This window comes from Pseudomonas sp. DR48 (genome assembly GCF_019823085.1).
In the GTDB taxonomy this organism is placed as follows: domain Bacteria; phylum Pseudomonadota; class Gammaproteobacteria; order Pseudomonadales; family Pseudomonadaceae; genus Aquipseudomonas.
In genome coordinates this window covers 1764461-1778148 of record NZ_CP081946.1, presented here as the reverse complement: position 1 = coordinate 1778148, position 13688 = coordinate 1764461, and the positions used below count along the sequence as shown (strand labels likewise).

Genomic DNA, 13688 nt, shown 5'->3' with positions numbered 1-13688 from the left:
AGGGGACTCAACGTCCCCTTTTTTTATCCCGTGGCTCCGCTACACCTTCGCCCGATGCTCCGCCGGATTCTGCGAATCAATGTGATCCAGCGCTCGCTCCACCAACAACCGAACCCCATCCGCCAATCGGCTTAGCGCCAAGGCTAAGGAGCGTCGTGCGCCGTCAACATCATCCGCCAGGTTAACGGCGATGGCGCTGATGAACAGCAGGTCTTCCGAGGCGTTGGCCAGGAGGGCTTCGGTGTCTATGTTGGGGGAGACGGCGAAGAGGTTGCCTTTGCGAGGCTTGGGTTTATCGCTGGATGGGGCGAAGTGGTGGTCGAGGGCGCGTTCGGCGGCTTCGTGGAATTTCTTCGAATCGCTGGATTCGTAGGGGGATGTGTCTTCGTGTTCTGGTGGGTTAGCTTTTGAAGTGGTCATAGGTGTAAATCCTCGGAGTTAATAAATACTCTCCCGGTTACGGACTTGCACATCCGTGTCACCGTTTTGCGGTGACGAACAAAAGGTTATCGGTAAAGCCAAGAATCGCCTAGTTCATGAACAGCCCTTCTTTTTGAAGGAAATGTCCGAGAGGTTTGTGGGTCGCAAGACGGAAGGGTGTAAGGCGCGTTTCGTCGGGAGCATTTGCAGTGGATGGTGTGACGCGGAGCGTCACGGGATGCATTCCCACGCGGAGTGTTGGAACGATCAGGTGAAAGTATTTCGTCAATGACTTGGTAGTCATCAGCGTCAAAAACTACGGCATCTTCCGCTATCAATGCTCAACAGTGGCGTTCTCGCTTGAAGCCGCTACACTGCGCCGGCCGTTCACTTTTCTCTTGAGGCTGTGCGCATGAAATTTCGTTTTCTTCTGTGGATGCTGGGTTTGTTGATGGGTAAGGCCAGTCGGACTAATCCTGCGTTTCAGCAGCAGTTGGGTGACAAGGAATTGGTGTTCCAGCTACAGACCCTGGACGGGAAAGTGGCGCGGCATTTCTTTGTGAAGGATCAGCGCATCACCAGCAAGTCGGGTGTGTATGCCGAGCCGGCGTTTGCGATTGCGTTCAAGGATGCGGCGTATGGCTTTGCCACGATGCAGGCGAAGAACAAGCAATTGGCGTTTATGACGGGGATTCAGGACAAGTCGATTCAGATCAAGGGAAATCCGGCGCTGGTGATCTGGTTTCAGGGGTTGACCAAGTATTTGAAGCCGCGCAAGGCTAAAGCCAAGGTATGAAGTCTTTCAGGTAGACCGGGTTGGATTCATCGCGAGCAGGCTCGCTCCCACAGGGTTTAGGTGATCCCCTGTGGAGCCTCTTCAGCCACTCGACTCAGGAGGCTTGCGGGCGCCAAGTGGCTGGCCTCGGTATGACTTGTAGATTTGCTGGACTTGCGGGTTGTCCAGGTTCTCGTACGTGATGTCTTCCTTGTCCAGGCCATCCAGGCCTCTGATACCACCGATGGTCTCTGGCCACTCGTCACGACTGGATATATCGACTACGAACGGGTTGAGGTAGTTATCGAGATGCCTCTCGCGAGGCTCTCGGATCTCGTCGCTGAGAGCCCGCAGGTAGTCGTCTTTGCTCGTCCTTGACCAGTCGATGGCGAACTCGGCGCGATAACAGAGTTCCATGAAGACTAATAGAATCGTGCGCCCATTGCCGTCCAGGAATGGGTGTGCGAAAGCCAGCTGACCCATCACCCCGCCGGGGTGGTCTCTGAAGCGTTTTTTGTCAGCGGCTAGCTTAAGCGCATAGTCGACAGACATTTTGATGGAGTCCGGGCGCTCGAAAACGGTGCTGCGGGGATCGTCGAGGGAGCCCTTGAAGACTGCCAGATGAGGGACAAGCTCGTTCCGGTCTTTTCCTGCCCAGTGATAGAAGCCGGAGAACAGGATTTCGTGAACTTTGAGTACAGTCTTGTAATCGATGGGCTTTTTCTTGGCTAAATAGGCAAGCGCTTCTTCGATACTCAATTCGAACGAAAGATGCTCTGACTCTTTTACTTCAGTGGGATCTTTCAGTTGCAGCGAGTTTTGAAGATATCCAGCAGCTTCAAAGTCGCCGAACGGATCAAAAGTCATGCGCTACGTTTCTGTGCACGCCTTTCCTGAAGATAACGCCCTTGGAGCGCCAGGATTTCAGCTTTGCTCAGAACGCCTTTTCTCTTGAGATTGACGAGCAACTGCTCGATGCCATCCAGCTCGACGACGTCGCCAGCCAAACGGGTAATGCTCACGGCCATACGACTCATGCCATCACGTTCGGCGGTGACCTTGTTTTCTTTCGCAAGCTTACGGACTTGGCTTGCAACACTGACAGCAGCTGATTGGGTCATCGGAAAGCCCTCTATTTGCCGTCAAATCATAGCAGGGCGCCTGCTTATTGTCCTCGCTGGCTCATAGCCAACGATCAGATGAAAAGTGTGCCTTCCATATCACCGAGCCGGCATTTGCGATTGCGTTCAAGGATGCGGCGTATGGCTTTGCCACGATGCAGGCGAAGAACAAGCAACTGGCGTTTATGACGGGGATTCAGGACAAGTCGATTCAGATCAAGGGGAATCCGGCGCTGGTGATCTGGTTTCAGGGGTTAACCAAGTATTTGAAGCCTAGGAAGGCTGAGGCTTAAGTTTCGTGTGATGGGGTGACGCGGAGCGTCACGGGATGCATTCCGACGCAGAGCGTGGGAACGATCGAGGTGGTCATGTAGACCGTGTTGGCTTCATTGCGGGCGGCATCCGACGATGCTTTTAGGTCTGGCTGAATTGTGAAGCGAGTTCGCGCAGCAACACTTCGTCTTCGGAGACTTTAATGACGACATCGTTGGCTTGTTTGGCTTTAAAAGTCATATTTCTGGCCTGCAAAGACTACAGAACTGTTATTTGTGACAGGTGTTGGTAGCTCTGCTTGCGTGTTCCACTGTGATCGATGTCATAAACATCTTCGCATCATCACAAGGGAGTGCGGTTATGTTACAGGTACAAAATAAATCAAAGCCGGGAACGCTTGATCCTGGCTTTGGCGTAGACGGCACGGTATCGCTGCCGCTAGCCGGTATTGTCGGCAGCATCCCCGCGGCTATTCACGCTCTTCCCGAAAATAAAACGCTTGTCGCAATTCGCGCATTGAGGCCAGAAAATACTCCGGCCCAATTGGTACGGTTGAATGTAGATGGAACGAAAGACAAAACGTTTGGTGATGGAGGCCTCGTTAAAGTGCCTCTTCAAGGCGGCGATTTATTTTTACCAGCCTCAATCCATCCTCTAGCGGATGGCAGATGGCTGCTCGCCGGTTCGGCTCTTCGAGAAACGGAGAAAGGTCAAGTGCGTGATCTGGCCGTCGTAAGGCTGGATCAGAATGGCAAAATGGACGGCACTTTCGGCCGCGGCGGGGTAGTCCAGATTAGCGTTGAAGGCCTTGTAGGGACTCAGGCTGGGAAGGATGCAAGGTTTGTATCTCGCCGCAATGATGAAAAAACAGATGAAAAATTTACAACTACTCCAGACTTTTTAGTATTCCCTGGCAGCGCCCAACTGGATGGCAAGATCGTCCTGGTCAGCACTCTCTACTTTAGTCCCGCGAGTCAGAGAGGGGTTGTATTGCGTCTTGAGATTGATGGCTCTTTCGACTTGAGCTTAGCGGGGAAAGGCTATTTGTTTGTCGATCTGCCTGGTTTCACCGGAGCCTCGAATCAGGCTGCTGGTGTGGCAGTTGAGCCGGACGGCAGCGTGTTGGTCTGTGGCGAGTTCGATCACCCCGAAAGAATGGCGGCTTATGTTATTCGCTACGATCGTTTCGGTGCTGTCGATAAGACGTTTGGCGTTAGCAAGAACGGTCTAGTGATCATTGCCGATGACACTCGTTTGCCGATGTTGTTCGCGATGGCCCTAAAGCCGGACGGTGGGATCGTCGCAGTGGGTGGTACTCTCGGATATCTAGACGTGTCGGGTGTAGGCCTGATTGTTGTTCTAACGACCGACGGAAGATTCAATTCTGACGTTAATGATGGACGGCCAGTTTTCTCTGACGTTCTGGGATATCACCGCTGGCATAGATGTTTGTTGCAGTCGGATGGAAAAATCATAGTGAGTGGACAAGGCTTCTCACCCGTTTTCAATAATACGGCAACAGTGGCTGCACGCTTTTCCCCTGATGGCCGGAAGGATCAGGCATTTGCAAATGATGGCTTGGTCGTGATCGAGGATGAAGGCGGTTATGGAAGCGACCAAGACATTACGCTTAGGGCGGATAACAGGATTGTTTTGGGTTGCACCGCGGGATCTCCCATTCGGGGAGCCGTGATGTGTTTTTTCCGATGAGACTGACTAGTTAGACTGAGATGGATTCATCGCGGGCAACCCTTGCTCCCATGGGAGTAGGGGCTTGCCCGCGATTGCTTTTAGCCCTGGCCGAATTGCGATGCCAGTTCGCGCAGCAGCACTTCAGCCTCAAGCACTTTGCTGACGACGTCGTTGGCTTTGTCGCGGCTCAGGCCGACGCGTTCCAGCAGGGCGTCGGGGATGTCTTCATCCGGCCCGGAGCCAATCCCGCGGCTACGCAACAAACGCACCGCCAGACACACGAGGTTCGGGTACTCGGCGTAGTCGCCGTCGTAGCCCGGGTCGTGCTGGAAGCGCAGCGCGGTGGCCAGTTCTTCGGGCATGTCCCAGTAGCGCATCAGCCACGAGCCGATCTGTTCGCGGCTGATGCCGAGCAGGTGTTGCTCGACGTAGCTGTGGCACAGGTGCGGGTTGACTTCCAGGTGGCGGCAGATCAGCGAGAAGTGCGGCGGGAAGACGTGGGCCAGCAGCAAGTAGCCGAAGTTGTGCAGCAGGCCGGCGAGGTAGGTCAGACCGGCTTCCGGGCGCTGGGCGCGGGGCATGGCGCGGGTCAGGCCTTCGATGACGGCGGCGGTGTAAATCGATTGCTGCCAGTACGGTGTGGTTTGTTGCGGGTGGTCTTTGGGCAGGCTCAGGGTTTTGCCCAAGGCCAGGCCCAGCGCGAGGTTGATCACCAGATCGAAACCCAGCACACGCACGATGGCGTCTTCCACTGAACGAATCTTGCCCGGCGAGGCGTAGTACGGCGACGCGGCCCAGCTGACAACTTGCGCGGCCAGCGCCGGGTCGGTTTCAACGACGCCGGTGATGTCGTCGATAGTGGCGTTGGGGTCGACGCGCAGTTTGATGATTTTCTGCGCGGTCTCGGCCAGCGGCGGAATTTCGATGGTGGCTTCCAGGCGTTGCTGGATGCGTCGTGCGGTGAACGCCTGGACGGCCTGGGTGATTTCCTCGCGGTCATCGTCGGGGCGGTCGAGGTTCGGGCGGATGCTGGTCAGGTTTTCGCCGAAGTTGGCGGCGCTGGCCTTGGTCAGCATGCTCTTGAAATCTTCGCTGGTGATTTCCAGCAGCACGCCTGGCTCGCCCGAGTTGATCAGCAACTTCGGTTCGCGCAGCAGGCTTTCTTCGTACAGGCATGGCGAGCTGGTCAGCGCCGGCAGGCCGGGCAGCATGCTCAGGTTGTGTTTGCCGAGCATTTTGACCAGGCGTTCGGTGGGCACGGCGGTGAGGCGTCGGCCCGTCAGTTCGGCGAGGCGATTGAGGTCCAGCAATTGGCTTTGTGGAAACAGCACCATCAAGGCGCCGACTGCGTCGTCCACCAGCACCGCCTGTACTTTGCGCGAGGCGTTGAGGCCGTGGTGATCGAGGACTTCTTCGTAGGCAATGCCCATCTTGCCCAGCAGCAACCGAATAACAGACGGAGCGTGCAGGGGTTCCGGGGCGAGGGCAGCTTCAGTCATAGTCTGTATCCGTATTCAAACAATTGCAGGAGTATAACCAGCTTGTTTAAAAGCATCGTCTACAAACTGCGACGGTGCTCACACTTGGCCGTATTGCTGCCCATGACGCAGCCAGCGGTCGAGCAGCGGGCTGACGTGATCCGGCCAGCGCTCCAGCAACGCCTGGGCGGCGTCGCGTACGGCGGGTAACAAGTCAGCGTCGCGCATCAGGTCGGCGACCTTGAATTGCAGCAGGCCGGTCTGGCGCGTGCCGAGCATTTCGCCGGGGCCACGCAGTTCGAGGTCTTTTTCGGCGATGACAAAACCGTCGTTGGTTTCGCGCATGATGCCCAGTCGTTGACGACCGATCTGCGACAGCGGCGGATGGTAGAGCAGCACGCAATGGCTGGCGGCGCTGCCTCGACCGACACGGCCGCGTAGCTGGTGCAATTGCGCAAGACCCAGGCGTTCGGGGTTTTCGATGATCATCAGGCTGGCGTTCGGTACATCGACGCCGACTTCGATCACCGTGGTGGCGACCAGCAGTTGCAGGTTGCCGGCCTTGAATTCAGCCATGACGGCGGCTTTTTCGGCGGGCTTCATGCGGCCGTGGATCAGGCCGACCTTCAACTCGCCGAGGGCGGCGGTGAGGTCTTCGTAAGTGGTTTCTGCCGCTTGGCAGGTCAGCTCTTCCGACTCTTCGATCAGCGTGCACACCCAGTAAGCCTGGCGCCCTTCGGCACAGGCACCGCGCACGCGTTCGATGACTTCCACGCGCCGAGTATCGGTGACCAACACAGTGTTGACCGGGGTTCGGCCGGGCGGCAGTTCGTCGAGGATCGACGTGTCGAGGTCGGCGTAGGCGCTCATGGCCAGCGTCCGTGGGATCGGCGTGGCAGTCATGATCAGCTGATGCGGACACATTCGCCCGCCGACGCCTTTCTGCCGCAACGCCAGACGCTGCTGCACGCCGAAGCGGTGTTGTTCGTCGATGATCGCCAGCGCGAGGTTCTTGAACTGCACTTCTTCCTGGAACAGCGCGTGCGTGCCGACCACCATCGGTGCGCCGTTGGCGATCTGTTCCAGCGCGGCCACGCGATTCTTGCCCTTGAGCTTGCCGGCCAGCCACGCGACTTCGATGCCCAACGGTTCGAGCCAGCGCTTGAAGGTGATGAAGTGCTGTTCGGCGAGGATTTCCGTGGGCGCCATCAGCGCCACTTGGTAACCCGCCTCGAGCGCCTGAAGCGCGGCGAGGGCGGCGACCACGGTTTTGCCCGCGCCAACGTCGCCCTGAATCAGGCGCAGCATCGGTTCATGCTGGCTGAGGTCGTAAGCGATTTCATTGCCAACCCGTTGTTGGGCGCCGGTTGGTGTGAAGCCCAGGTTGGCGAGGTATTGCGCCGGCAGCCTGGTGGCTTTCGGCATCGCTGGCGCGCGCAGGGAACGCATGCTCTCGCGCAGGCGTTGCTGGGACAGTTGATGGGTAAGCAGTTCTTCGAAGGCCAAACGGTGCTGCGCCCAGTGATGACCGAGGGCGAGTTCATCGACGTCGGCATCGGCGGGCGGGTGATGCAGGTAGCGGATCGCATCGGCCAGTGGCGCGAGTTGATAGTCGCGGGCCAGTTCTGTCGGCAACCAGTCAGGCAGGCTGGTGGGGCCGAGCAACGTCAGGGTTTGCATGCACAACTGGCGCAAGCGTTGTTGGGTCAGGCCTTCGGTGAGCGGGTAGACCGGGGTCAGGGTTTCATCCACCGGCGGCGGCTCGTCGCCAGTGATTGCGCGGTATTCCGGATGATAGATTTCCAACCCTGACGCGCCTGGCCGTGCTTCGCCGTAGCAGCGAATCCGCGTGCCGCGCTTGAGGCCTTCTTTCTGGGCGTTGCTGAAATGGTAGAAGCGCAGGCTGAGCCCGCCGGTGCCGTCCTGCAAGCGAACGACAAGACTGCGGCGCCGGCCCATGACCACGTCGGCGCCGCTGACGGTGCCTTCGATCACGGCGTCTTGCCCCGGTCGCAAATGGCCGATCGGGACGACACGCGTGCGGTCCTGATAGCGCAGGGGCAGGTGGAACAGCACGTCCTGGAGATTCTCCAGGCCGACCTTGGCCAGTTTCTCGGCCATGGCCTCGCCGACACCCTTGAGTGCCGTTACCGACACTTGCGACAACTCAGTCATCGCGACTTACGCCGCAACCACCGGCGCGGACGGCTTGGCCACCGAGCACAGGCGAATGGAGTCAGCGAGGATTTCAATCGCCTTCGGCCGCGGGAAGCTCGCGCGCCAGGCAATGGCCACGGTGCGGAACGGCACCGGCGGCGACAGTGGGCGCACTTCAATCACGCCCGGGGCGTAGTGATGGCTGTCCACGGCCGACAACGGCAGGATCGAAATGCCGAGGCCGGACGCAACCATGTGGCGGATGGTTTCCAGGGAGCTGGATTCCACCGTGGTGTGCTTGGCGCCGTCGTTGCCTTTGGCCAGGGTCGGGCAGGCTTCGAGCACTTGATCGCGGAAGCAGTGGCCTTCGCCGAGCAGCAGCAAGCTCTTGTCGTTGAGCAGGGCGGCGTCGATGGACTCTTTTTGCGTCCACGGGTGCTGGGCCGGCATCAGGACGTAGAACGGCTCGTCGTAGAGCTGCAATGTCAGGACGTCTGCTTCGTTGAACGGCAGGGCGATGATGATCGCGTCGAGCTCGCCGTTGCGCAGTTTGTCGCGCAGCACGTGGGTGAAGTTTTCTTCGATGTACAACGGCATCTGCGGGGCGACCCGGTGCAGTTGCGGAATCAGGTGCGGGAACAGGTACGGACCAACGGTGTAGATAGCGCCGACTTTCAGCGGGGCGGTCAGCTGGTTCTTGCCGGCCTGGGCCAGTTCGCGGATGCCTTGGGCTTGCTCCAGGACTTTCTGCGCCTGGGCCACGATGCCCTCGCCGACCGGGGTCAGGCGCACGGCACTCTTGCTGCGCTCGAAAATCAGCACACCGAGTTCGTCTTCAAGCTTTTTCACGCCCACCGACAGGGTCGGCTGACTGACGTGGCAACGCTCGGCCGCATGGCCAAAGTGCTGCTCTTGGGCGAGGGTAACGATGTAGCGTAATTCTGTGAGGGTCATAGCAAGCGTCCATGAAGTTGCGGGCCAAGCATACCGGCTGCAATCGATAGACGCACGTTATCAGACTGGGTGTGGTGAGTGACACTGGGTAATGCCGGTTTGCCGCTGGCAGGTATGAAAAAGGCACCTTTCGGTGCCTTTATTGGCTGGAGTCTTCCGCCTGGCAGATAACCTTGTGGGAGCGGGCTTGCCCGCGATGAGGGAAATACATCCAGCAAATTCGTTGAATTTTAACCCGCTATCGCGGGCAAGCCCGCTCCCACAGGGGTCGGTATTGCGTTTAGCGGCGGCGTCTATCCAGCGAATAAACAAACGGTGCAACGATTTCGATGGGGCCGTTTTTCAGCATGTCGGCCGGGGGCTTGGGCAGAGGCTGTGCGCGTCTGATCATTTCCAGGGTGGCCCGGTCCAGATCGGCATTGCCAGAGAGGCCCACCAGTTCGAATGACACCACATTACCTTCACCATCCACGACGAAACGCAGACGGTTCACACCTTCCTTGCCCCGCGACTGTGCGCTGGATGGATACTTTTTGTACTTGCCCAAGTGCGCAAGCAAAGTGCCTTCCCAACTGGCTTTGGCAGCCTGTTGCGCTGGCGATGGACCGGGTGCCGGTTGGGCGGATTTCTCCGTCGGCGCCTGGGTCGGTTGCGCGTCGCTAGGCTTTTCCTCGGACGGTTTCTCCTTCGGCGGCTCCGGCTTTTTCTCCACAGGCTTGGGCGGTTGCGGCTTGGGCTTGGGTTTGACCGGTTTCGGCACGGCGATCTCGGCCTTCGGCACTTCTGCCAGTTTCGGGATCGGCAGCTCTTCCACCGGGGCCGGTGGCTGTGGCGGCGTTTTGACCTTCGGCGGTGCCGGTGGTGGTGGCGCGGGAACCGGTGCCAGCTCGACCATCATCGCCTGCGGAGGCAGCTCGACGGGTGGGCGCGCAGTCCAGTTCATCGCCAGCGCAATGGCCAGCGCATGGACGCCCAGCACCACGGCCAGGCTCGCGCTATAACGCGTCAGCTTATGGCGCGTCGTGATCATTTCTTGACTGCCGTCTCGAGTCCGACCAGGCCCACCTTCAGGTAACCGGCGGAGCGCAGGTTGTCCATCACGCTCATGAGGTCGCCGTAATCCACGCCTTTATCGGCCTGGAAGAAGATCGTCGTGTCTTTCTTGCCCTGAGTCCTGGCGTCGAGAGTGGCGCCGAGTGCTTCGGCCTTCACTTCCTCTTCGCCGAGGTACAGGCGCTGGTCAGCCTTGACGCTGAGGAACACCGGTTTCTCTGGCCGAGGTGCCGGTTTGGCGCTGGAGGCCGGCAGGTCGACCTTGATGTCCACGGTGGCCAATGGCGCCGCCACCATGAAGATGATCAGCAGCACCAGCATCACGTCGATAAACGGCGTGACGTTGATTTCGTGGTTCTCGGCCAGATCGTCGTCTGCGCCTTCTTTCAAATGCAAGCCCATGGCTGATTACCCTACTTTGACCATGTGCGGTTGCGTGGAGCGCTCGGCGGTCGGCAAGTGATCGAGGTCACGGCTGACCATCAGCAGGACTTCAGCCGAGGCATCGGACACTTGCGCCTTGTAACCGGCGATCGAGCGGGCGAAGACGTTGTAGATCACTACCGCAGGAATGGCCGCGACCAGACCCAACGCAGTGGCCAGCAGGGCTTCGGCGATACCGGGGGCGACGACGGCGAGGTTGGTGGTCTGGGTTTTGGCGATGCCGATGAAGCTGTTCATGATGCCCCACACGGTACCGAACAGACCCACGAATGGCGCGGTGGAACCGATGGTGGCGAGGACGCCGGTGCCGCTGCTCATGTTGCGACCGCAGGCTGCAACCAGGCGCTCCAGACGGAAGGCAACACGTTCCTTGATGCCCTCTTTCTCGCGGCTGTTGACCGACAGGCGCATCTCTTCCAGGGCGTCATGGACCAGCAGGTTGGCGAGGGTGCCAGGCTTGGTGGCGGTCGCACTGGCTTCTCTGAGGGTGGTGGCTTTTTTCAGGTGGACGATTTCGCTGCGCAGACGACGCTTGGCGCCTATCAGCTCGAAACCCTTGGCGATCCAGATGGTCCAGGTGATGATCGAAGCGATGGCCAGGCCGATCATCACGATTTTCACAATGATGTCAGCGTTCTGGTACATGCCCCACGGCGAGAGGTCGTGGGCCATGCCCAGGCTGTTGTCGGCTTCAAGGACTTCAGGAGCGTCCTGGGCGACTACTGCCTGCGCCGGGTCGGTCGCGGCAGGCGCTACGGTTGGTGCGGTGTGATCGGCGGGCGCTGGAGCAGCAGCGCTGGTGGCCGGAGTCCCAGGCGCTTGTGCATCAGCGAAAGCGGCGATGGGCGCCAGCATCAGGCTGAGCAGCAGGGCGGCCGCAACGCTCCAGGCGCGAGGTCGTTTGGTTGGCGAAGCGGAGAATTGATTGCATGTCATGCTGGCCGGACCTGAGAGAGAAAATAGGGTAAATGTTCTTCCAGGCCTCGTGAGGCCGAGAACAAAAGTGGCGGGTATTATTGCAATTAATTCTTGTTAACAAAAGTGAAAGCGTCTCTTTTTTCTTTCATCGCTAGCCGCTCGTCCATTGCTGGCGCTAGTCTGTGGCTTTCCAAGAGGAGTTTCTTGATGTCCGCGCCTTCTGTTTTGATTGCCGGCTGTGGTGATGTCGGCAGTCGTCTGGCCACGCAATTGCTGGCCTCCGGGTGGGAGGTTCATGGCTTGAGGCGTGACATCTCGCGCCTGCCCGAGGGGGTCATTGGCGTTGCCGGCGACTTGTTCAATAAGGAATGTCCGGAAACCTGGCCCATTGGGGCGGTGGATTACCTCGTGTATTGCGCGGCCGCTACCGATCACGATGAGGCCGGTTACCGCGCCGCTTATGTCGAGGGTTTACAGCATGTGCTGGAGTGGCTGGACGACTACGGTCAGGTGCCCAATCGCCTGCTGTTCGTTTCCAGCAGCAGTGTGTATGGCCAGCAGGATGGCGAGTGGGTCGACGAAACTTCTGAGACCATCGCAGCAGGCTATTCGGGGCGATTGATGCTGGAGGCTGAACAAATTGCGCTCAACAGCGGTATCCCTGCCAGCATCGTGCGCTTGACCGGCATTTACGGCCCGGGACGCGAATGGCTGCTGACCCAGGTTCGTCGCGGTTATCGCGTGGCTGTTGATCCGCCGCTGTATGGCAATCGCATTCACGCCGATGACGCGGCGGGGCTGATGGCGTTTCTGCTTGAGGCGGATCGACGCGGCGTGGCGCTGGATGACGTCTATATCGGTGTCGACGATGCGCCTGCACCACTGGCGGAAGTGGTGGGCTGGTTGCGCGAGTATTTGGGTGTCACCGAATGGTCTGAAGATGCGAGCGTGCGCCGTACTGGCAGCAAGCAGTGCAGTAATGCCCGGGCGAAGGCCTTGGGGTGGGCTCCGAAATATTCGACTTATCGTGAAGGCTACGCTGCGATTATCGAAGGGCGCTGCTGACCCCAATACACCCTAAAACAACTGTGGGAGCGGGCTTGCCCGCGATGAGGCCATAACATTCAACATCCTGGTTGACTGTTACACCGCCATCGCGGGCAAGCCCGCTCCCACAGGGTTATCTGTTGGCTTCAGGGCCGGGTTACTGCTTTTCCAGCAACCATTTGCGCTCGCCGGGCGTGAACTGAGGCATTTCGTCTGCCTGTGCGGTATTCACCGCCTGCAGAATTTCCAGCTCTTTGCCTTTGCGCGCAAAGATCCAGGTGTTGCCCTGGCCACTGAGTTGCAGCCACATGTTGTCATTGCCACCGCTCATCGAGGCGCAATCGCCCGCCAGGCACAAGGCATAACGATCGGCACCCGGAAGACCGGCAACCTGGCCATCGGCCTGGAATTGCACGGAACTGCCTTCGCCCGGACCGCTGACGATTTTCCAGTTGCCGCCCATGTAGGCGGTGTACAGCGCGCGTTCGAAGCTGGCGCCAATCGGTGCGCCGTCCGGCACCTGAATCAGCGCACGATCAAAGACCTGCTCCGGTTCGTTGTCGTTGGCGGCCTGGTTCAGTCGCTTGCCGTCTCGCTTGAGTTCGCTTGCGGAGCTGCCATAAAAGTCGACTTTCCATCCGCCGGACTCTTCGCCCAGCAGCTTGCCTTCGACATTTTCAAAACCGTTGGTGTAGCGAGCCTGAGCGGCCTTGGTGTTGACGTTCCACTCAAGGTTCGGACCGTAGGCCTGGAGCGCTTCACGCAGGGGACCGCCTTTGGCCGCAGCGTCGATTGCCGCCTGATTGATCCAGGTGCCGCTGATATCACGATCGGCCGGATTGCTGGCACATCCGCCCAGGAACAGGGCAACCAGCGAGAGAGCTAGCGCTTTGCGCATTTTGGAATCCTTTCAGAACCCTTTTTTTACAAGATCGGCAGGCGCAACCTCAAAAGGCTGCGCCGTACGCATTTACTCGATAACCAGAATGGCATCCATCTCGACCTGCGAACCCTTTGGCAGGGCTGCAACGCCGATGGCGGCGCGGGCAGGGTAAGGTTGGTCGAAGTATTTGCCCATGATCTCGTTGACCTTGGCGAAGTGGCTCAGGTCGGTGAGGAAGATGTTCAGTTTGACGATGTCCTTGAACGAACCGCCAGCCGCTTCGGCGACCGCTTTGAGGTTCTCGAACACCTGGACGGTCTGGGCTTCGAAGCCTTCGACCAGTTCCATGGTTTTTGGGTCCAGAGGAATCTGACCCGACATGAAAACGGTGTTGCCAGCCTTGATCGCCTGGGAGTAAGTACCGATAGCGGCCGGGGCCTTGTCGCTGGTGATAACAGTCTTGGTCATGAATG

General features: G+C 58.9%; 14 protein-coding genes and 1 pseudogene. 4 read left to right on the top strand and 11 right to left on the bottom strand.

From position 1 onward, the window contains the following. Positions 1-39: 39 nt before the first annotated feature. Complete coding sequence (locus tag K5K95_RS08200) at positions 40-420, bottom strand: DUF6124 family protein (RefSeq protein WP_222589036.1); 381 nt, start codon at positions 418-420, stop codon at positions 40-42. A gap of 412 nt (positions 421-832) precedes the next feature. Between K5K95_RS08200 and K5K95_RS08195 the strand changes: the two genes are divergently transcribed. Beyond that, the gene (locus K5K95_RS08195) at positions 833-1216 is read left to right on the top strand and encodes a helicase (protein ID WP_222589035.1); all 384 of its coding nucleotides are present in this window, start codon (positions 833-835) and stop codon (positions 1214-1216) included. Between the two features lie 81 nt (positions 1217-1297). Here the strand turns inward: K5K95_RS08195 and K5K95_RS08190 are convergent, their stop codons facing one another. Then, a complete protein-coding gene (locus K5K95_RS08190; protein WP_222589034.1) occupies positions 1298-2062 on the bottom strand; it encodes a Fic/DOC family protein in 765 nt (254 codons plus the stop codon). Next, positions 2059-2316, bottom strand: a complete 258-nt coding sequence (locus K5K95_RS08185; RefSeq protein ID WP_222589033.1) for a hypothetical protein — start codon at positions 2314-2316, stop codon at positions 2059-2061. Before K5K95_RS08185 ends, K5K95_RS08190 begins: the two co-directional genes overlap by 4 nt. A 104-nt stretch (positions 2317-2420) precedes the next feature. Here K5K95_RS08185 and K5K95_RS08180 point away from each other — a divergent pair. Then, positions 2421-2609, top strand: a pseudogene (locus K5K95_RS08180) (helicase); the annotation flags it as partial. Between the two features lie 340 nt (positions 2610-2949). Further along, positions 2950-4299, top strand: a complete 1350-nt coding sequence (locus tag K5K95_RS08175) for a hypothetical protein (RefSeq protein ID WP_222589032.1) — start codon at positions 2950-2952, stop codon at positions 4297-4299. A gap of 80 nt (positions 4300-4379) precedes the next feature. Here the strand turns inward: K5K95_RS08175 and K5K95_RS08170 are convergent, their stop codons facing one another. The 6 genes from K5K95_RS08170 to exbB form a co-directional block, all read right to left on the bottom strand. After that, on the bottom strand, positions 4380-5780 hold the full coding sequence (locus tag K5K95_RS08170; protein ID WP_222589031.1) for an aminoacyl-tRNA deacylase and HDOD domain-containing protein: 1401 nt from the start codon (positions 5778-5780) through the stop codon (positions 4380-4382). A 78-nt stretch (positions 5781-5858) separates the two neighbouring features. After that, positions 5859-7934, bottom strand: a complete 2076-nt coding sequence (gene recG, locus K5K95_RS08165) for an ATP-dependent DNA helicase RecG (RefSeq protein ID WP_090177972.1) — start codon at positions 7932-7934, stop codon at positions 5859-5861. 6 nt (positions 7935-7940) lie between these two features. After that, the gene (locus K5K95_RS08160; RefSeq protein ID WP_090177974.1) at positions 7941-8870 is read right to left on the bottom strand and encodes a hydrogen peroxide-inducible genes activator; all 930 of its coding nucleotides are present in this window, start codon (positions 8868-8870) and stop codon (positions 7941-7943) included. A gap of 280 nt (positions 8871-9150) precedes the next feature. Next, positions 9151-9900 carry an energy transducer TonB gene (locus K5K95_RS08155; protein WP_222589030.1) on the bottom strand — a complete coding sequence of 250 codons (750 nt, stop codon included), beginning with the start codon at positions 9898-9900 and terminating at the stop codon, positions 9151-9153. Then, positions 9897-10325, bottom strand: a complete 429-nt coding sequence (exbD, locus tag K5K95_RS08150) for a TonB system transport protein ExbD (protein WP_109626740.1) — start codon at positions 10323-10325, stop codon at positions 9897-9899. Before exbD ends, K5K95_RS08155 begins: the two co-directional genes overlap by 4 nt. A gap of 6 nt (positions 10326-10331) precedes the next feature. Beyond that, the gene (gene exbB / locus K5K95_RS08145; protein WP_222589029.1) at positions 10332-11303 is read right to left on the bottom strand and encodes a tonB-system energizer ExbB; all 972 of its coding nucleotides are present in this window, start codon (positions 11301-11303) and stop codon (positions 10332-10334) included. A gap of 189 nt (positions 11304-11492) precedes the next feature. Between exbB and K5K95_RS08140 the strand changes: the two genes are divergently transcribed. Beyond that, positions 11493-12350 carry an SDR family oxidoreductase gene (locus tag K5K95_RS08140; protein ID WP_222589028.1) on the top strand — a complete coding sequence of 286 codons (858 nt, stop codon included), beginning with the start codon at positions 11493-11495 and terminating at the stop codon, positions 12348-12350. A 139-nt stretch (positions 12351-12489) separates the two neighbouring features. Here the strand turns inward: K5K95_RS08140 and K5K95_RS08135 are convergent, their stop codons facing one another. Together K5K95_RS08135 and K5K95_RS08130 are read right to left on the bottom strand one after the other, a co-directional pair. Further along, on the bottom strand, positions 12490-13230 hold the full coding sequence (locus K5K95_RS08135) for a hypothetical protein (protein WP_222589027.1): 741 nt from the start codon (positions 13228-13230) through the stop codon (positions 12490-12492). 72 nt (positions 13231-13302) lie between these two features. Beyond that, positions 13303-13683 carry a RidA family protein gene (locus tag K5K95_RS08130; RefSeq protein ID WP_222589026.1) on the bottom strand — a complete coding sequence of 127 codons (381 nt, stop codon included), beginning with the start codon at positions 13681-13683 and terminating at the stop codon, positions 13303-13305. Between the last annotated feature and the right edge of the window lie 5 nt (positions 13684-13688).